The organism is Luteipulveratus mongoliensis, from assembly GCF_001190945.1.
Lineage (GTDB): Bacteria > Actinomycetota > Actinomycetes > Actinomycetales > Dermatophilaceae > Luteipulveratus > Luteipulveratus mongoliensis.
In genome coordinates this window covers 2,511,671-2,529,849 of the sequence record NZ_CP011112.1, presented here as the reverse complement: position 1 = coordinate 2,529,849, position 18,179 = coordinate 2,511,671, and the positions used below count along the sequence as shown (strand labels likewise).

Genomic DNA, 18,179 nt, shown 5'->3' with positions numbered 1-18,179 from the left:
GCCTCAGGCGCGCCGACCGACGACCCGGCGGGCGATCCGCCAGCCGTCCGGCGTCCGGACCACCACGTCGTCGTAGTCGGCGGTCCCGGTGGTCCCGTCGGCCATCACGGCGATGCCCTTGGACCGCACGCGTACGGTGCCGTCGTCGTCCTCGCTGACCATCACGTTGGTCACGTGGTGGCCGACCGGTTGGTTGCCGGGCGCCTCGGTCCAGAGCCGACGGTTGGCCTCCAACCCGTCGACCACGCCGAGGTCGTAGGCAGTCACATCCATGACGACGTCGTCGGTCATCAGCAGATGCAGACGGTCCGCGCCGCGGCTGTCGGCCAGGTGGCCGTGCAGCGCCATGAGCTCATGGATCGCCAGCCGATCGGCTACGTCCAGCGTCATGACGGCTTGGCGGCGCGCAGCACGGCCTTGATCAACGGGATCTGCAGCGGGACCCGCGCGATCATCGCTGCCCGGATCGCCTCACGCTTGGGCGTCGAGCCCTTCTGCTGGATGCGCTGGTGCGCATCGACGGCCATCTGGACGTTGCCAGGGAGCACCGCGACGAGCAGCGCCGCGGACGCAAGAGCCGCGGGGCGGCGTACGGCAGGGATGAGAAGGCCTGTGGCACAAGCGATCTCGGCGACACCCGACACGTAGATCAGCTCGCGCTGGTGCGAGCGCAGCGCTGGCGGGATGAACGGTTCGAAGACCTGCGGGCGGGTGAGGTGGACGGTGCCGGAACCGAGCAACGCGGCCGCGACTCCGCGGGCGCCCCGGGGCAGCGTGGACAGGGAGAAGATCACAGGATCACTGTCGCAAACTGCCCGACCTGTGCGAAGCCGGCCCGGTCGTACGCCCGCAGCGCCGGCTCGTTGTAGCCGTTGACGTAGAGCGTGACGACCGGCGCGAAGACCTCCATGACGTGCTGGACGACACCGTTCATCGCGGGTGCCGCCAGACCTTGACCCCGGGCGTCCGGTGCGACCCAGACGCCCTGGATCTGCGCCACTCCCCCGGCCATCGACCCGACGTCAGCCTTGAAGACGACTCGTCCGTCCTCGATGACCACATAGGTGTGACCGGCTCGGATCAGTGAGCTGACCAGGTTGCGGTAGTCGCGGTCCGAGCCGACGTAGGGCGGGTAGCCGATCTCCTCGGTGAACATCGCTGCGGACGCCGGGAGCACCAGATCGACCTCATCGATCCGCGCCTGCCGCACCCGCGGATCGATCAGGCGGCCTTGGGTCGCAGGCAGCGTCGTGCAGGCCATCATCGGCTGGTCCGGTCGCAGCGAGCGGGGCTCGCCCCAGTGCCGGTAGAGCCGCTCCCAGAGCCCGAGCACCTGCTCGGACTCACCGAAGATCGAGGAGACCCGCCGCCGGTGCCGTCGCAGCCTGCTCGCGAACACATCGAGCGCCTCGTCATCGCACGAGACGGGTACGACGTTGGCCGAGATCCAGCACATCGACGTCAGCAGGTGGTCCTCCTCGACGCCCAGAAGCGATCCGCCGAAGCCCAGACCGCCCTCCTGTACCCGCGCGGCCACGAAGACGTTGGTCATCGGGTCCTGGGCACACAGCTGCATGACGCGCTCGAAATCACCCGCTCCCAGGGTGCGCGTGGCGCCGAACGTCCTTAGCACCCTCCCAGCCTGCCTGGTCAAGGCCACTTCGGGCACCCAAACGCGCCGATCGTTTCCGCACCTCTACCGTGAGGAACGTGCCGCACAGTGACTCCTCGTCCTCAGGTCCGTACGCCGCCGCCGGCTTCACCGACCACCGACCGTCCGTGGTGGGCACCTCGGTCCACGTCGACACGCGCAAGTGGGACGGCGGTGAGCACTGGCAGTTCGATGCTTCCTACGTGGGCACCGACGAGTACGGCGTCTGGCTCGGTATCCCGGTCGGGTGCCATTTCGAGCGGCCAGGCGCCCAGTTCGACGCCGACGTCCTGCAGGTCCTGCTGATGCCCGACGACGGCTACACCCCGACGTTCCATGCCCGGGTCGAGGACCCCGACGCCCGCCCGCAGGTGCTGGTCTACGTGGACATCTGCACCCGACCCGAGTGGCGGCGTACGCCTGACGGGGTCGAGGTGACGCTCGTCGACATGGATCTGGACGTCATCCGCCGGACCAACGGCGAGGTCTTCGTGGACGACGAGGACGAGTTCGCCGAGCACCAGGTGCGCTACGGCTACCCCGCGGACGTCATCGCTCAGAGCGAGGCCGACTGCGCTCGGGTGCTGAAGATGGTGCAGACCCGAGCCGAGCCGTTCGGCGAGGTATGCGGGCGCTGGCTGGAGACGTACGGGTCTAGGACACCGTGACGACAGGGGCACCTTCGGCGCCATCCGCCGACTCACCCATCTCGTCCGCGATCCGCATCGCCTCCTCGATCAGCGTCTCGACGATCTGACTCTCGGGCACGGTCTTGATGACCTCGCCCTTGACGAAGATCTGGCCCTTGCCGTTGCCGGAGGCGACGCCGAGGTCGGCCTCACGGGCCTCACCCGGCCCGTTGACGACGCAGCCCATGACCGCGACGCGCAGCGGCACCTCCATGCCCTCCAGGCCGGCGGTGACCTCTTCGGCCAGCGTGTAGACGTCGACCTGGGCGCGGCCGCAGGACGGGCAGGACACGATCTCGAGCTTGCGCGGCTTGAGGTTGAGCGACTGCAGGATCTGGTTGCCGACCTTGACCTCCTCGACGGGAGGCGCGGACAGCGAGACGCGAATGGTGTCGCCGATGCCCTTGGACAGCAGCGCGCCGAACGCGGTCGCCGACTTGATGGTGCCCTGGAACGCCGGGCCGGCCTCGGTGACACCGAGGTGCAGCGGCCAGTCACCGCGCTCGGCGAGGAGCTCGTACGCCCGCACCATCACGACCGGGTCGTTGTGCTTGACCGAGATCTTGAAGTCGTGGAAGTCGTGCTCCTCGAACAGCGACGCCTCCCAGACGGCGGACTCGACGAGCGCCTCCGGGGTGGCCTTGCCGTACTTCTGCATCAGCCGCGGGTCGAGCGAGCCGGCGTTGACGCCGATGCGGATGGAGACGCCGGCGTCCTTGGCCTCCTTGGCGATCTGGGCGACCTGGTCGTCGAACTTGCGGATGTTGCCGGGGTTGACCCGGACCGCAGCGCAACCGGCCTCGATCGCCGCGTAGACGTACTTGGGCTGGAAGTGGATGTCGGCGATGACCGGGATCTGCGACTTGGTCGCGATGGCGGGCAGCGCCTCGGCGTCGTCCTGGCTCGGGCAGGCCACTCGCACGATGTCGCAGCCGGCGGCGGTGAGCTCGGCGATCTGCTGCAGCGTGGCGTTGATGTCCGTGGTCGGCGTCGTCGTCATCGACTGCACGGAGATGGGTGCGTCACCGCCGACCTCGACCTTGCCGACCTTGATCTTGCGGGTCTGCCGTCGAGGTGCGAGAACTGGGGCAGGTGCGGACGGCATTCCGAGGGACACACTCATGACTTCAAGTATCACTCATGGCCGGAGCGCTTCGGGACCGGCCGATCGTCAGAGCAGGTCGAGGCGCGCGGCGGCAGTGTCGAGGCGGGCCCTACGGCCGATGGGCAGCGTCTGCAAGGGCACACCGTGGCCGATGTCGGCGCCGGCCAGCACCGGCACTCCGAGGTCAGCGAAGCGGTCGCGCAGCAGCGCCGTGACCAGGTCCGGGTCACCGCAGCCGTCGAACGTCCCAGTGACCACACCGCGTATGCCGTCGAGATAGCCCGACCGGCGCAGCTGGGTGAAGACCCGGTCCAGCCGGAACAGCTCCTCGTCGACGTCCTCCAGGAACACGATGGCGTCCTTGGCAGGGACAGCCGTGGAGCTGCCGATCGAGCTGGCCATCAGCGTCGCGCAGCCACCCAGGAGCGTGCCCTCGGCAACTCCGTCGACGAGCGCGAACCCGTCCGGCAGCTCGATGGCGGTGACCGAGTCCGGCGCCATCAGCGCACGCTGCAGGCTCTCCTGCGCTCGACCCTGCTGGAAGTACCAGGTGGCCACCATCGGGCCGTACAGCGAGGACCAGCCGAGATGCCGCAGCAGACCCTCCTGGAGCGCGGTGACGTCGGAGAAGCCGACCACGTGCCGCGGGCGCGGCTGGGCCGCCACGACGCGCGACCAGTCGACGTGCTCCAGCGTCCGCTGGGAGCCGTAGCCGCCGCGGGCCAACAGGACAGCGGCGTACGACGGGTCTGTGAGCGCGTGCTCGATGTCGCGGGCGCGCAGCTCGTCGTCGCCCGCGAGATAGTCGAACGTGGGGTGGGCAGCGGATGCCGAGTCGAGCAGCACAGGATCCAGCCCCCACGAGCGCACCACGGCCAGGCCTTCGTCCAGGCGCTCGGCGACCGGCGGGCCGCTCACGCTGAGCACCGCGACCCGGTCACCCTCGTGCAGAGCCGGCGGGACGACGTACGCCGGACCCGCCCAGTCTGGGGCCGCCGGAACTGAGCCTTCTGGGCTCGACTCCTCCTCCGTCCGACCTCGCAGGCTCGGTCGGGCCGGCATCGTCATCGAGCCGCCACCTAGTTGCCGAGCTTGATGGGGTTGACGATGTCGGCGTAGATCAGCAGCACGGACATCACGATGAGCACGATCGAGACGGTGTAGGCGATCGGCAGCGCCTTGGTCACGTCGGCATAGATCGGGCCCTCGATACCGCGGACGCGCGCGATGCCGCGCTTGACGCCCTCCCACAGCGCACCGGCGACGTGACCGCCGTCCAGGGGCAGCAGCGGGATCAGGTTGAAGACGAAGAGCGCGAGGTTGAGGGAGGCGATCAGGCTCAGCAGGAAGACCAGCTTGTCGCCCAGTCCGACGTTCTGGGTGTCGGCGGCCTCGCCGGCGACCCGACCCACGCCGACGACCGAGATCGGGCCGTTGGTGTCGCGCTGGCCGTCACCGAACGCGGCGTTGAAGACCCCGACCATCTTCTGCGGAATGCGCAGGAAGACCGCCGAGGTGCGCTGCAGGCCCTCGCCGAGGATGCTGGGCGCCTCGGTCAGGGGCGCGCGGTGGTTGACGTAGGTGCCGCCGATCGACGTGCCGATGACACCGACGTCCTCGGTCACCGTGTCGCCGCTCATGGTCAGGACTTCCTGACCGTCCTTGTCGACCTTGGCCATGGTGCGCTTGGCCGGCGTCACCGTCAGCGTGAGCTGCTGATCGCCACGCTTGACGACGACCGGGATCGCACGGTCGGCGTACCGGCGGATCTCCTGGGTCGTCTCGAGCGTCGTGGTGACCGGCTTGCCGGCGACCGAGACGACGACGTCGCCCGGCTTCATCCCGGACTTCCAGGCGGGCGAGCGGTCGGCCTCGGTGCAGGTCGCCTTCTGACTGTTGACGACCTTGATCGGCAGACACTCGTTGACGCTGGCGATGCTCGCGCTGGTCTGCTTGGGCAGGCCGACACCGCAGGCGATGATCACGAGCACGACCGCGGCGATCACGAGGTTCATGAACGGACCGCCGAGCATGATGATGACCTTCTGGTGCACCGGCAGCTTGTAGAAGACGCGGTCCTCGTCGCCCGGCTTGATCTGGTCGAAGGAGTCCTCGCGGGCGGCGTCGGCCATCTGGCTCATGCGGCCGGTCGAGGAGGCACGCAACGTGCCGGGCGCGTCCTGCTTGCGAGGCGGCAGCATCCCGATCATCCGGATGTAGCCACCGAGCGGGATCGCCTTGACGCCGTACTCGGTGTCGCCGCGATGGCGAGACCAGACGGTAGGCCCGAAGCCGACCATGTACTGAGTCACCTTGACGCCGAACTTCTTGGCCGGCACCAGGTGCCCGATCTCGTGCAGCGCGATGGACAGCGCCACACCGATCAGGACGAGCAGAACCCCGAGGAGAAACATCACGTCTTCTAGATTCTCATGTCCTCGCGCTCAGGCCGAATGCCCGGGGCGACTCACCTCTGCTCAAGGACCTCGTGAGCCCGCCCCCTGGCCCACTCCTCGGCCGCCAGCACCTGCTCGACGGACAGCTGACCGGACTCGGCGCTGTGGTCCTGTACGACGCGCGCAACGGTCTGGACGATGTCGACGAACGTGATGCGGCCCGTGTGAAAAGCCTCGACGCACTCCTCGTTGGCCGCGTTGTAGACGGCCGGGTAGGTCGAGCCCGCAGTCCCGACCTGACGCGCGAGGGCGACTGCTGGGAACGCGTCGTCGTCAAGCGGCTCGAACCGCCAGTCCGAGGCCTTCGTCCAGTCGATGGGCGTCTCCGCGTCGGGCACCCTGTCGGGCCAGCCCATACCGAGAGCGATCGGTACGAGCATGGTCGGCAAGCCGATCTGGGCCACCACCGCGCCGTCGACGAACTCGACCATCGAGTGGATGTACTGCTGCGGGTGCACGACCACGTCAATCGCGTCGAACGGCACGTCGAAGAGCAGATGCGCCTCGATCACCTCCAGGCCCTTGTTGACCAGGGTGGCCGAGTTGGTGGTGATCACCTTGCCCATCGCGAAGTTGGGGTGCGCGAGCGCTTCCTGCGGGGTGACCTTCTTGAGGTCGTCCTCGACGCGTCCCCGGAACGGCCCGCCGCTGGCGGTCAGCACCAGGCGGCGTACCTCGTCCTTCCGGCCGGCCCGCAGACTCTGCGCGATCGCACTGTGCTCGCTGTCGACAGGGACGATCTGGTCCGGCCGGGCCAGCGACTTGACCACCGGTCCGCCCACGATGAGCGACTCCTTGTTGGCAAGCGCCAGCGTCGAGCCCGCCTGGAGCGCAGCGATCGTCGGCCGCAGCCCGATTGATCCGGTGATGCCGTTGAGGACGACGTCGGCTCCCCCGGCCGCGATCGTGCTGGATGCGTCGTCCCCGGCCAGGATCTCCGGCGCGTACGACTGGTGCCCGGCCTCGCGGGCCGCGTCACCCAGGTGGGTGCGCAGCTGAGCGGGATCGCCCGACGCAATGCCGACCGCCTCGACCCGCAGCTCGACCGCCTGCTGGGCGACGAGGCGCAGGTCGCGTCCGCCGGCCGACAGCGCCGTGATGCGGAAGCGCTCCGGGTTGGCGCGAGCGATCTGAATGGCCTGGGTCCCGATGGACCCGGTCGAGCCGAGGAGGGCGACTGTGCGAGGTGAGGTCACCTCGACATTGTGGCGGCCGGCGTCCGAGTCGGTCAGCCGCGGGCACCGAGGAGGCTGGTCACGAGCTCTCCCAGGGCGCTCACCGGCACGGGTTCGAGGACGACCGGACCCTTGGCGCCGTAGACCGCCCGCGACGCCCAGCAGCCGTCCGGACCGAGCATCAGGCCGAGCAGCACCGGCGCAGGTTGTGGCCCGCGACGCCACAGGGTCGCATCGACCTGCACGGTCACCCGTCCGAGCTGCTCGAGGTGCACGTCACCCTCGCCGTGGGCGATGCCTTCGAGGTCCAGCGTGATCGTCGAGCCCACGCCGTCGACGACGTCGGGATGCTCAAGATGACCCCTCAGCACGTCATCGAGAGCCGGCACGTCCAGTGCGTGGAACTCGTGCTGCCCGGTTGCATCGACCTCCTCGAGCAGCACGAAGTCATCGACGAGGTGCCCGTAGAGCTGCGTCTCGACCTCGCGCGTGGGCGCGGCTCCGCCTGGCCCGCCGTCCCCGCTTGGCCAGCTGTCGTCGCGGACCGTGACGCGCCGACGTACGACGAGGACCCACTCAGCCCCGCCGCGGACGTCGAGCAGGTCGCTGACCTCCTGCGGGACGCGCAGTGCCCGACCGTCGTCCGCGACCTCGACTCCCCGTGCGAGCAGGGAGCGATGAGCGGTGCGTACGGCGACGTCCTGAGACGCGGGCGGGAGCTCTTCGTAGTGCGGGAGCACGACGATCGGGTGCTCGGCACCCAGCAGCACGAGCTCTTCGTCGGTGAGACGGGCCAGCCAGACCGGCTCCCGTGCGTCAGCCGGCTCCGCGTCGCGGTGACTGAGGGCGAGCGGCTCGACGGCAGTCATGCGACCCCCTTGATCGGGCGATCCACCAGATGCGGCCGCTGTGGGTCGATCCCTGCCGAGGTCGGTCCGGTGTCGTGCCGGCCGCCGGTCGGGTCGAGATGAGAGCGCTGACCGTCGATCCCGGCGCTGGTCAGGTTGGTGTCTTTCTGATGGCCATAGACCGCGGACAGCCGGGACGCCGACTGCTGGGTGTCCGACGCGCTGCATGACGCGGTCGGCGTGCCCGACTCCAGCAGCTCAAGAGCGCCGCGCGTGAGTAACCCCATGCCCTTGGGCCGCAGGGTACGCACAATCGCGTCGCGGTTGTCGTACGCATAGCTCCCGAGGGTCCACGTCGCGTAGGCACCGATGAGGTAGGCGCCGGCCGGCGCGCCGATCTCGGTCGGCAACAACGCCGCTCCGACGATGGCTCCTCCGGCGAACGCCTTCGTCGCACCGCCGCGGAACCCGTCGTGACCGCCTCCGTCCTTGAGGTCGTGGCTGGCGTCGTAGATCGTCAGCGCGATCCCGACGGGTGTCGCCTTCTTGGAGATCTCCTTGCCGAGAGCCGTGACCCAGAACCGCTTGGTCCCCGGCAGCCGTCGCGCGGTGAGGAGGGAGCCTTCCTTCACCTTCTGCAGGTTGAATGCCGCAGCCCGCACCCGCTGGACGATCTGTTCGGGCGTCTGTGTCTTCATCCCCTTCTGCGCCTGGCGCAGCTGGTAGAGGTACGTCGCTGCCGCGGGCGCAGTCGTCGCCGCCTTGCTCAGGTGCATCACCTGCTTGTAGTCCGGCGACTCCCTGAAGGCGATCCGCACGTGGGGCGGGAGCGTCGTGGCGATCTCGCGGTAGAGCGCGGCTCGAATTCGGTGGTACTCGGTCATCACCCGCCCGAGTGCGGCGTTCTGCTGGCCGATGAGCCGGTGCTGGCCGGCGATCTCCCGCGCGAGGGAGGACCGGTCAACCGCGCTGATGGCGGCGCCCTCGCGCCCGTCACGCAGCATCAGCCGCAGGTCCTTCTCAAGGCCGTCTCGCTTGCTCAGGATCCGACTCGCCTGTGACTGCAGCCGGCTCAGGTCGCGAGCGAACCGATCGATGCTCCCGCAGGCCGAGTCCAGCGAACCGGCGCCTGCCGTGGCCGTACGACGGTGCTGGCCGGCCCGCCCGGCGTACGCGATCGAGCCGGTCCCCTGCCAGGTGCTGACGTGTCCGCCGACGGTGGTGGACACCGTGCGGGCGTGCGAGCGCATCGCACTGGTCTGCCGGCGGATGGCGCGCGTCTGTGCGAACAGGTCGTCCGGCGATCCCGGCGGCCGGCTCACGGCGTGCCCTCCGGGGCCACACCCAGCACGGACTCCGCGTCGTCGTACGCCGTCCCCGTGGCGCCCAGCCCACGGCTCAGTGCTCGTGCCTCGGCCTCCAGCCCTGCGGCCGACCGACCCCAGCCGCGCGCCAGGCTCTCGGTCAGACCGGAGAGCTGGGGGCACCCGGTGGCCGCCCCGATCGCGCGCAGGGCTCGTGACAGATCACCTGGTGTGCTGGCCAGACCAGTGGCGGACGACCCGACGGCCGTGCCGTCGCCCCTGAGCTCGGACGCCCTGACGTAGTACCTCATCCTCGACTCCTTCCCACTCGCCAGACGCTAGGGCGAGCGGGAGAAGTCGCGTCTCAGTTATCCACAGGGCGCCGATGCACGCCGGTCACAACGCGAGTCCGACGTACTTGGTCTCGAGGTACTCATCGATGCCCTCGAAACCGCCCTCACGACCGAAGCCGGACGCCTTGACCCCGCCGAACGGCGCCGCCGGGTTGGAGACGATGCCCTGGTTGACGCCGACCATGCCGTACTCGAGCGCCTCACTGACCCGGATGGCACGCGAGAAGTCCTTGGTGAAGAAGTAGGCGACAAGGCCGTACTCCGTGGAGTTGGCCCGCTCGATCGCGTCCGCCTCATCGGTGAAGGTCTGGATGCCTGCGACGGGTCCGAAGATCTCCTCGCGAGCCATGTCAGCCTCGCCGGTGACATCAGTGAGAACCGTTGGTGCGTAAAAGAATCCGCGATCTCCGACGGTCTCGCCACCGGTCACGACGCGAGCGCCGCGACCCTTCGCGTCCTCGACCAGGGCCTTCACCTTGTCGACCGCCTTGGCGTTGATGAGCGGCCCGACCTTGGTGTCGTCGTCCATGCCGTCGCCGACGGTCAGCGCACCCATCCGCTCGGCGAGCCGGCGCGAGAACTCGTCCGCCACGTCGGCGTGCACGAGGAACCGGTTGGCGGCGGTGCACGCCTCGCCGATGTTGCGCATCTTGGCGAGCATCGCGCCCTCGACCGCGGCGTCGAGGTCGGCGTCCTCGAACACCAGGAACGGGGCGTTGCCGCCGAGCTCCATCGAGACGCGCAGCAGCTGCTCAGCGGACTGCTCGATGAGCTTCTGACCGATCGGCGTCGAGCCGGTGAAGGTGAGCTTGCGGGATCGCGGGTCGCGGATGAGCGGCTCCATGACCTGTCCGGACGTGGAGGTCGTGATGACGTTGAGCACACCCTTGGGCAAGCCGACCTCTTCGAGGATCTGGGCGAGCAGCAGCATCGTCAGCGGCGTCTCGGCGGCCGGCTTGACGACCATCGTGCAGCCCGCGGCAATCGCCGGACCGATCTTGCGGGTGCCCATTGCCAGCGGGAAGTTCCACGGCGTGATCATCAGCGTCGGACCGACCGGCTGCTTCATCGTCACCAGGCGCGTGGCGCCGTTGGGCGCGGTCGACCAGCGGCCGGAGATCCGCACGGCCTCCTCGGAGAACCAGCGGAAGAACTCGCTGCCGTACGCCACCTCACCCCGCGACTCGGCGAGCGGCTTGCCCATCTCCAGCGTCATCAGGGTCGCGAGGTCCTCGGTGCGCTCCACGAGCATTTCGTACGCCGACCGCAGCAGCTCTCCCCGGTCGCGCGGCGGGGTCTTGGCCCAGTCCGCCTGCGCTGCGGCCGCGGCAGCCAAGGCGGCGTCGCCGTCCTTGACCGAGCCATCGGCGACGTGCGTCAGCGCCTCGCCCGTTGCCGGGTTGTCCACCTCGAGCGTGGCTCCACCTTCGGCATCTCGCCACTCGCCGGCAATGAACAGCTGCTTCTTGACGCGCTCCAGGACCGACGTCTTTGTCTCACCCATGGGCACAGCGTCTCACCTGCTCTCACGGCCCTGACGCCGGTCCGGACGACACCGTTCCTGGCAGCGACCTGGACGAAGCCTGCGACCTCGCCGGCGCCCGGATGACTGGCGTCCGACGTTTGGGTGAACAGCCGGTCGGCAATCCATCCGGCCATGCACAGCGTGGCTATGTTTCAGGGTGTGAGTCGTCTCGTTGCCGTACTCGCAGGCGTTGTCCTGCTGCTGACCGGGTGCTCCTCGGGCACCTCGTCCGCTCGGTCGACTCACGTCAGCGCGGGCCGCCGCTCGTCGTCCTCGCGGACGGTTCAGGTCTCCCTCAGCCACTGCGGCGAGGGCTGGTCACCGAGCCAAGCCGGCCCGACCTTGCTGCACGTCCGCAACACGGACACCCGCGCGGGCGAGGTGTATCTCACCCGCGCACGAACCGATCAGGTCGTCGCGGTGCTCGATCCTCTGGGGCCCGGAGCCGAGGGCGACATGAGCGTCGCGCTCGGATCGGGCAGCTACACGGTGGTCTGCTCCATGGAGGACGCGGACCCGGTCCGCGGACCCCCAACCACTGTCACGGGCACAGCAGCTGGTTCGCCTGCAGTGGCCGCAGTCACCCAGACGGACCTCATTGCACCGACCAAGCGCTACCACGACATCGTTGCCGGGCGCCTGCGAACCCTTGTAGGGCAGACGCGCACCCTGGATCACGACATCACCACCGGCAATCGCGCTGCAGCGCAACGTGATTGGCTGACAGCTCACCTTGCGTACGAGAGCCTCGGCGCTGCGTACGGCGCCTTTGGGGACGCGGACGGCGCAATCAACGGACGACCGGACGGCCTTCCACAGGGCATCTCCGACCCCGACTTCACCGGCTTCCACCGGATCGAGCAGCTGCTCTGGCACAACGGGGCAATGCCCTCCATCGGCCCGTTCAGCCATCGCCTCCTCGGCGACGTGACGACACTCTCTTCGTCCTTCGGAACGGCTCAGATCGACCCGCACGAGACCGTGATCCGTGCGCACGAGATCACCGAGAACACCCTGCAGGTCGAGCTCACCGGCTCCTCCGACCTGGGCAGCGGGTCCTCCCTCGCCACGGCGGACGCCAATCTGACCGGCACCCAGCTCGTCCTGGGCCAGCTCGACGGACTGCTTCGTCCGCGCTACCCGAGCACATCGCTGGTCTCCGCCCGCATCGTCCGGGCTCAGAAGGACCTGCGGGCACTCCTGCGGGGCGGGCGGTACCCCAGTCTCGGCCGGCTCACCCGGCCCCAGCGTGAGCGCATCAACGGTGACTTCGCCGAACTGACCGAGCTGCTCGCCCCGGTCGCAACCATCCTCGAGCCGCGGAGGGTCTGAGACATGACCGATCTGTCCAGACGTCGTCTCCTGCAGACCGGTGCGGTCGCAGCCGGCGGAGTGGCCATCGCGCGCTCAGCCACGGCGGCCACGACCCCGACCGCGCCGGCGTTCCACGGGATCCATCAGTCCGGCGTCCTCCAGGAGCCCGGCCACTGCTCAGCCTTCCTCTCCTGCGACTTCACAGCGCGCAGCAGGGCCGAGCTCGTCGAGGTCATGCAGATGCTCACCACCCACGCGCGCGCCCTCACCACAGGCGGGCCGTCCGTTCCGACAGGCATTACTGCCCCGTCGCCCGATACGGGAGTGCTCGGTCCTGATGCGCCCGCTGGCAGCCTGACCGTGACAGTAGGCATCGGCGCCTCTGCGTTCGACGGCCGCTTTGGTCTGGGCAGCCGAAAGCCGTTGCGGCTGAAGGCAATGGACACGTTCCCGAACGACGCCTTGCAACCTGACCTGTGCCACGGAGATCTGATGCTCCAGCTCGTGGCACCGGAACGGGACACGGTCCTGAACGCCGTCCGCACCCTGCTGCGCACGACCCGCGGAGGCCTGCAGGTGCGCTGGCGGATGGAAGGTTTCTCCCCACCGCCACGGCCCTCCGGAAGCCCGCGCAACCACTTCGGGTTCAAGGACGGGACCGCGAGCATCCCTGCAGCGCAACGGGACTCGTTGGTCTGGCTGCCTGGCGGTGGTGGCGAGCCGCCCTGGACGGTCGGCGGCACGTACCAGGTCGTGCGGGTGATCCGGATGCTCGTGGAGTTCTGGGACCGGGTGACGATCAGCGAGCAGGAGCGGATGTTCGGACGTCGCAAGGACTCCGGGGCTCCGCTCACCGGCACCAAGGAGCTCGACACCCCCAACTACGCCGACGATCCCAAAGGCTCGACCATCCCGCTCGACAGCCACATCCGACTGGCGAATCCCCGTACGCCGCAAAGCAGCTCGAGCCAGCTCCTACGGCGCGCCTACAGCTACGACTCCGGCGTCGACAGCAACGGCAACCTCGACATGGGCTTGCTGTTCACCTGCTTCCAGCGCGACATCGAGCGACAGTTCGCGACCGTCCAACGGCGGCTTGCCGACGAACCGCTCACCGACTACATCTCGCCGGTCGGCGGCGGCTACTTCTTCACCCTCCCCGGTGTGCGCGACGCGAACGACTACTTCGCCCGCGCGCTCCTGACCTGATCACACCCACTCAACCTGAGGACGAAACATGGGCATGCAACGCAAGACCCGCATCACCGCGGCTGCCGCAGCGGCACTCTGCCTCGGTGCCGGCGCCTGGTACGCCGCAGGCGCTCAGGCGTCCGCGACCGGCCAGGCCAGCCTTGCGGCGTACGACTCGCAGGGCCATCCCGGGCATCCGGGCGCCGGACCGATCAAGCACGTCGTCGTGCTGTTCCAGGAGAACGTGTCGTTCGACCACTACTTCGCGACCTATCCGAAGGCCGCCAACACCGACGGCACGAAGTTCACGCCCGCACGCCACACCCCGAGGGCCGACACGGTCACCAATGCCGGCCTGGTCAACGGCAAGAATCCCAACCTCTACCAGCCGTTCCGGCTCAGCTCGAACCAGGCCATGACCTGCGACCAGAACCACAGCTATCTGCCCGAGCAGAAGGCAGCGAACAAGGGCGCCAACGACCAGTACGTCCAGCAGACCAGCGTCGACACGTGCACCGGCCTCTACGGCGCGCCCGGCCTCACGATGGGCTACTACGACGGCAACACGGTGACGGGCATGTGGAACTACGCCCAGCACTACGCCATGAGCGACAACGCCTACTCCTCCACCTACGGCCCCTCGACGCCCGGAGCGCTCAACCTCATCTCCGGCCAGACCCACGCCGCGACCGCGGTCGACCCGGTGACGCACAAGCCCACCACCGACCCGTACGCCGTCGTCGATCCCGACGCGTCGGGAGTCGGGACGGTCATCAACGACCCGGACCCGGCGTACGACGACTGCTCGGACAAGAACCACACCTCGACCAACAACCTCGCCACCCTGAGCGGCAAGAACGTCGGCGACCTGCTCAACGCCAAGGGTGTGACCTGGGGCTGGTTCCAGGGTGGCTTCGCCCCGACCACGAAGGCCGGTAACGGCACGACGTACGCCGTCTGCGGGGCTGCGCACACCAACGTCGGCGGTGCCTCGGTCGTGGACTACAGCCCGCACCACAACCCGTTCGCCTACTACGAGTCGACGGCCAACCCGCACCACCTGCCGCCGAGCTCCACGTGGGCCATCGGGCGCACCGACCAGGCGAACCACAACTACGACCTCACCGACTTCTCCCGGGCGCTCAAGGCTGGCAACCTGCCTGCCGTCAGCTACCTGAAGGCCGGCGAGTACCAGGACGGCCACGCGGCCTACTCGGACCCGATCGACGAGCAGCACTTCCTGGTCGAGCAGATCAACGCCATCCAGAAGTCGAAGTACTGGAAGGACACCGCGATCGTGGTGGCGTACGACGACTCCGACGGCTGGTACGACCACACCTCCTCTCCCGTCCGCACGGGTTCCACGTCAAGCACCAACGACGGGGCTGCCTGCAAGGCCGCGTCCGTGAACTTCGGTGGTTACCAGGACCGTTGTGGCCCCGGCCCGCGGACTCCGCTGCTGGTCATCTCGCCGTTCACCAAGCCCAACACGGTCAGCCACACCCCGATGGAGCAGACCTCGATCCTGCGTTTCATCGAGGACAACTGGAAGACCGGGCGCGTCGGCGACGGCTCGTTCGACCAGCGCGCGAACTCGCTCGCCGCGATGCTGCAGACCCACGGTCGGCCGAACGGACGACTGCTGCTGAACGCGGACGGCTCTGTACAGTCTGGATCTCACCACTGAGATCGGAGCCGCGTGCTGCTGGAGGTCATCGTCACCGACGTGTCCGACGCGACCGCAGCAGCAGCGGGTGGCGCTGATCGACTCGAGCTCGTGGCGGCGCCGGATCTCGGTGGTATGACACCGGATACGGCGATCGCTGCCGACGTTGTCGCTGCTGTCGACATCCCGGTCCGGGTCATGGTGCGTCGGACGGAGTCGCACTGCATCACTGCTGACGACGCGATGCGCCTTGCGCGCGATGTGGCGGCGTTGCGGGGCGTTCTGGCCGATGGATACGTCGTCGGGGCGACTCGCGCTGACGGCAGCCCGGACGTCGACCGACTGGCTCCGGTGCTCGACGCGCTCGACGGTCTGGCGTTCACCTTTCACCGGGCGATCGACACGAGCCCCGCGCTCGCGGAGTCGATGCGAGCGGTCCTCGACCTGCCCGGCTGCGACGTCGTACTGACGGCAGGACATCCCGATGGGGTGGAGTCAGGCCTACCGCGTCTGCATGACCTCCTCGCTGACCCGGCGGCGCCCCCCAGCGGCGCTGTGCTCGTCGGCGGTGGCCTCCGCAGCCACCACTTGCCTGACCTAGCCCGTGCCGGCGTACGAGCGGTGCACCTCGGGAGGGGCGTCCGCCCGGACGGCAGCTGGCGTACGTCCGTCGACGCGGGCCGCGTGGCGCGGCTCCGCGAGCTGGTCGACAGCCTGGCTCCCGCCTAGCTGCGGAAGACCTCGACGTCCGGCGACCAGTCGGCCGGCACATCAGTCATCGGGAAGAGCGGCGTCTCGACGCGGTCGAACCGCAGATGCTCGATCCGCTGGTCGACCGGACCGTCCGTCAGAGCCATCACCCATCCGGCAGCGCGCTGGTGAAGGTCTGGCTCGAGGTAGCCAATCTTGTTGACTACCAAGTCGATTGAGTCAACGTCGATGCCGACCGCGACGTAGTCGGCACTCGAGTGGAACGGTCGCCGGCGGCTGCTGAGGACAACCTGTAGCCCTCCCACGGCAACGACTGCCGCCTCGTCGACGACCTGCGTCACGGTGCCGACCAGTCGTACGCGCGACGGCCAGCCGAAGGAGCCACCGACCTCTGTGTCGAACGGCCCACCGACCCCGGCCACCTGTGCAGCGGCCACTCCCGCTGGGTCCACCAGCGCAGACCAGACGGCCGTACGCCGGCCGCTCACCAGATCGGTCACGTCCAGGAGGGCGCTCAGCGTCGTCGCCACGTCACCAGAACCACCCGCGGTCGGGTTGTCACCGCTGTCGGAGACGAAGAACGGTCGCTGACCCGAGTCGAGTGCCTTGGCGACTGCCCACTGCAAGTCGCCTGTCTCGCAACAGAACTCGAAGTCATGCCGGGCCGCGAACCATTCGCCTGCGACCCGTCCCGCCTCGGCGCGCACGGCCGACTCGTCCATGCCGCAGGACACGACTGCCGCTGCCGTGCGAGGTTCGTCCGCCCATGCGTAGCCGACCCAGAGCGCTGTCTCCGAGACGCCCGGCGGGCGGCGCTCGTCGGCCAGCGACGCATAGATCGACCGCGCCGGCTCGTCCCTCGTCGAGGTCTTCTCTCCCGGTAGCGCGACCGGGACCCGACTCCAGGCCCGCACCGGGCGTACGCCATCGGCAAGGCAGTGCGCGAGCAGCGTCGCCGCGCGTTCCCGGGTCTGCTCCTCGTCCTCATGAGGTGCTGTCCGGTAGCACGTCGGCAGGTCGACCAGCTCGACGAGCTCGCGTGACATCTGCCCGTGCAGATCCATGGCAGCGGCGACCAGCACATCGGGGCCGGCGACCGCTCGCACCCGGCCGGCGAGATCAGCCTCCACGTCGTCCAGACCCTCAACGAGCATCGCGCCGTGGATGTCGAGGAGCACTCCGTCCCACGGACCACCAGCGGCCACGGCGTCGCACACCTCGGTCACGAGCGTGTCGTACGCCGCGCGGTCCACAGGACCGCCCGGAAGGGCGCGCGCGACCACGCCGGGAACGAAGACGACCTCGGGCCGATCGGGCAGTGCATCCGACTCACCCAGGAAGGGATACCGCTCCATGATGCGCGCCCCGCGGCGTACATCGAAGTCCGCCAACGTGGTCCGATGCGGCGCGAACCCTGAGCTCTCCGTGCCGATCCCGACGATGATTACGCGCTGCACCATGAACGAATACTTTCAGGCGCTCGTGCAACCTTCCCTGGTGTCAGGCGTCTTGGTCGGCAAGGACGCTCCTCGGGGCGCCCGACTTGCCGCAGACAGGGGGTTTGCGGCATCGACAGGGGAAGGCATCACCATGCGTACAAACGACCACCTTCGTCACCACGCACGTAAGATCATCGTCCTTGGCACCGCTCTCGTAGCGGCGGCAGCAGGATTGACGGCGGCCGTGCCCGGCTCAGCAGATGCAGCCACGACAAGCGGACAGCACAGCCTCACGTCCGCAGCGTTGTCGACCGGATACCCGCTCGGTCTGGGATCGCGAGACGTCAACGCCGCTAACCGTCAGGTCAGCCAACTGCAGTACCTGCTTCGCCGGTACGTCCCATCCCTGGCGGTCGACGGGCAGTACGGCTACCGCACCCAGACCGCGGTCCGTACGTTCCAGAAGGCCGAGCGCCTGGCCAACACCGGTTCCATGCGCACCAACGCCGACTGGATCCGGCTCTTCGAGCGCAATGCGATCCGCTACGGCTCGACGGGCAACGCCGTGAGGGCCGCGCAGCTCCGGCTCGCGAATCAGTACGGCACGATCTTCGGCGTGACGGTGGACGGCTCGTTCGGCCCCAAGACGCTCAAGGCGGTCCGGGCCTATCAGTCGGCGTTCCAGCGTCCGGTCACCGGGATCGTCAACGTCACGACCTGGGACGTGCTGTTCGAGGGCCTGTCCGCCTGAC

The 18,179-nt window shown here is 68.7% G+C and carries 18 protein-coding genes; 6 read left to right on the top strand and 12 right to left on the bottom strand.

Features of this window, described 5'->3' with window-relative positions; translation table 11 throughout:
* Positions 1–3 precede the first annotated feature (3 nt).
* Genes VV02_RS12110 through VV02_RS12100 form a run of 3 tightly spaced genes read right to left on the bottom strand, consistent with a single transcriptional unit; the run spans position 4 to position 1,633 of the window.
* The gene (locus tag VV02_RS12110) at positions 4–390 is read right to left on the bottom strand and encodes a nuclear transport factor 2 family protein (protein ID WP_052591785.1); all 387 of its coding nucleotides are present in this window, start codon (positions 388–390) and stop codon (positions 4–6) included.
* Complete coding sequence (locus VV02_RS12105) at positions 387–794, bottom strand: DoxX family protein (protein WP_245633061.1); 408 nt, start codon at positions 792–794, stop codon at positions 387–389. Before VV02_RS12105 ends, VV02_RS12110 begins: the two co-directional genes overlap by 4 nt.
* Entirely contained in the window at positions 791–1,633 is an 843-nt protein-coding gene (locus VV02_RS12100) for a GNAT family N-acetyltransferase (protein WP_052591784.1), read from the bottom strand. Before VV02_RS12100 ends, VV02_RS12105 begins: the two co-directional genes overlap by 4 nt.
* A 77-nt stretch (positions 1,634–1,710) precedes the next feature.
* Between VV02_RS12100 and VV02_RS12095 the strand changes: the two genes are divergently transcribed.
* Positions 1,711–2,319, top strand: coding sequence for a DUF402 domain-containing protein (locus VV02_RS12095; protein ID WP_052591783.1), 609 nt, complete (start codon positions 1,711–1,713; stop codon positions 2,317–2,319).
* Here VV02_RS12095 and ispG read toward each other — a convergent pair.
* The 8 genes from ispG to VV02_RS12055 form a co-directional block, all read right to left on the bottom strand.
* Entirely contained in the window at positions 2,306–3,463 is a 1,158-nt protein-coding gene (gene ispG / locus VV02_RS12090; protein ID WP_052591782.1) for a flavodoxin-dependent (E)-4-hydroxy-3-methylbut-2-enyl-diphosphate synthase, read from the bottom strand. The genes VV02_RS12095 and ispG overlap by 14 nt on opposite strands.
* Positions 3,464–3,511: 48 nt before the next feature.
* Positions 3,512–4,513, bottom strand: coding sequence for a S66 peptidase family protein (locus VV02_RS12085; protein WP_218917403.1), 1,002 nt, complete (start codon positions 4,511–4,513; stop codon positions 3,512–3,514).
* An 11-nt stretch (positions 4,514–4,524) separates the two neighbouring features.
* Positions 4,525–5,859, bottom strand: a complete 1,335-nt coding sequence (locus VV02_RS12080) for a M50 family metallopeptidase (RefSeq protein WP_052591781.1) — start codon at positions 5,857–5,859, stop codon at positions 4,525–4,527.
* Between the two features lie 53 nt (positions 5,860–5,912).
* Positions 5,913–7,097, bottom strand: a complete 1,185-nt coding sequence (dxr, locus tag VV02_RS12075) for a 1-deoxy-D-xylulose-5-phosphate reductoisomerase (protein WP_052591780.1) — start codon at positions 7,095–7,097, stop codon at positions 5,913–5,915.
* 32 nt (positions 7,098–7,129) lie between these two features.
* A complete protein-coding gene (locus tag VV02_RS12070; protein WP_052591779.1) occupies positions 7,130–7,945 on the bottom strand; it encodes a hypothetical protein in 816 nt (271 codons plus the stop codon).
* Positions 7,942–9,246, bottom strand: coding sequence for a hypothetical protein (locus VV02_RS12065; RefSeq protein WP_052591778.1), 1,305 nt, complete (start codon positions 9,244–9,246; stop codon positions 7,942–7,944). The genes VV02_RS12070 and VV02_RS12065 overlap by 4 nt, the downstream gene beginning before the upstream one ends.
* Positions 9,243–9,539, bottom strand: a complete 297-nt coding sequence (locus VV02_RS12060) for a hypothetical protein (RefSeq protein ID WP_052591777.1) — start codon at positions 9,537–9,539, stop codon at positions 9,243–9,245. Before VV02_RS12060 ends, VV02_RS12065 begins: the two co-directional genes overlap by 4 nt.
* An 85-nt stretch (positions 9,540–9,624) precedes the next feature.
* Positions 9,625–11,085 carry an NAD-dependent succinate-semialdehyde dehydrogenase gene (locus VV02_RS12055; RefSeq protein WP_052591776.1) on the bottom strand — a complete coding sequence of 487 codons (1,461 nt, stop codon included), beginning with the start codon at positions 11,083–11,085 and terminating at the stop codon, positions 9,625–9,627.
* A 180-nt stretch (positions 11,086–11,265) separates the two neighbouring features.
* On the opposite strand from VV02_RS12055, the gene VV02_RS12050 reads away from it, so the two are divergent.
* Genes VV02_RS12050 through VV02_RS12035 form a run of 4 tightly spaced genes read left to right on the top strand, consistent with a single transcriptional unit; the run spans position 11,266 to position 16,006 of the window.
* Positions 11,266–12,438 (top strand): EfeM/EfeO family lipoprotein, encoded by a 1,173-nt coding sequence (locus VV02_RS12050; protein ID WP_169787677.1) that lies wholly within the window; start codon positions 11,266–11,268, stop codon positions 12,436–12,438.
* Positions 12,439–12,441: 3 nt separating this feature from the next.
* The gene (locus VV02_RS12045) at positions 12,442–13,629 is read left to right on the top strand and encodes a Dyp-type peroxidase (protein ID WP_052591774.1); all 1,188 of its coding nucleotides are present in this window, start codon (positions 12,442–12,444) and stop codon (positions 13,627–13,629) included.
* Between the two features lie 28 nt (positions 13,630–13,657).
* Complete coding sequence (locus tag VV02_RS12040; RefSeq protein WP_052591773.1) at positions 13,658–15,298, top strand: phospholipase C; 1,641 nt, start codon at positions 13,658–13,660, stop codon at positions 15,296–15,298.
* 12 nt (positions 15,299–15,310) lie between these two features.
* On the top strand, positions 15,311–16,006 hold the full coding sequence (locus VV02_RS12035) for a copper homeostasis protein CutC (RefSeq protein ID WP_052591772.1): 696 nt from the start codon (positions 15,311–15,313) through the stop codon (positions 16,004–16,006).
* Here VV02_RS12035 and VV02_RS12030 read toward each other — a convergent pair.
* The gene (locus VV02_RS12030) at positions 16,003–17,448 is read right to left on the bottom strand and encodes a M81 family metallopeptidase (protein ID WP_052591771.1); all 1,446 of its coding nucleotides are present in this window, start codon (positions 17,446–17,448) and stop codon (positions 16,003–16,005) included. The genes VV02_RS12035 and VV02_RS12030 overlap by 4 nt on opposite strands.
* A 130-nt stretch (positions 17,449–17,578) precedes the next feature.
* On the opposite strand from VV02_RS12030, the gene VV02_RS26010 reads away from it, so the two are divergent.
* Positions 17,579–18,178, top strand: a complete 600-nt coding sequence (locus VV02_RS26010) for a peptidoglycan-binding domain-containing protein (RefSeq protein ID WP_052591770.1) — start codon at positions 17,579–17,581, stop codon at positions 18,176–18,178.
* Position 18,179 lies beyond the last annotated feature (1 nt).

What these genes read in the sequence shown, in the direction of transcription:
- VV02_RS12040 (WP_052591773.1), top strand. Translation starts at nt 13,658, where the DNA reads ATGGGCATGCAACGCAAGACCCGCATCACCGCGGCTGCCGCAGCGGCA.
- ispG (WP_052591782.1), bottom strand. Translation starts at nt 3,463, where the DNA reads ATGAGTGTGTCCCTCGGAATGCCGTCCGCACCTGCCCCAGTTCTCGCA.
- VV02_RS12060 (WP_052591777.1), bottom strand. Translation starts at nt 9,539, where the DNA reads ATGAGGTACTACGTCAGGGCGTCCGAGCTCAGGGGCGACGGCACGGCC.
- VV02_RS12080 (WP_052591781.1), bottom strand. Translation starts at nt 5,859, where the DNA reads ATGTTTCTCCTCGGGGTTCTGCTCGTCCTGATCGGTGTGGCGCTGTCC.
- VV02_RS12085 (WP_218917403.1), bottom strand. Translation starts at nt 4,513, where the DNA reads ATGACGATGCCGGCCCGACCGAGCCTGCGAGGTCGGACGGAGGAGGAG.
- VV02_RS26010 (WP_052591770.1), top strand. Translation starts at nt 17,579, where the DNA reads ATGCGTACAAACGACCACCTTCGTCACCACGCACGTAAGATCATCGTC.
- VV02_RS12110 (WP_052591785.1), bottom strand. Translation starts at nt 390, where the DNA reads ATGACGCTGGACGTAGCCGATCGGCTGGCGATCCATGAGCTCATGGCG.
- VV02_RS12055 (WP_052591776.1), bottom strand. Translation starts at nt 11,085, where the DNA reads ATGGGTGAGACAAAGACGTCGGTCCTGGAGCGCGTCAAGAAGCAGCTG.
- VV02_RS12045 (WP_052591774.1), top strand. Translation starts at nt 12,442, where the DNA reads ATGACCGATCTGTCCAGACGTCGTCTCCTGCAGACCGGTGCGGTCGCA.
- VV02_RS12030 (WP_052591771.1), bottom strand. Translation starts at nt 17,448, where the DNA reads ATGGTGCAGCGCGTAATCATCGTCGGGATCGGCACGGAGAGCTCAGGG.
- VV02_RS12070 (WP_052591779.1), bottom strand. Translation starts at nt 7,945, where the DNA reads ATGACTGCCGTCGAGCCGCTCGCCCTCAGTCACCGCGACGCGGAGCCG.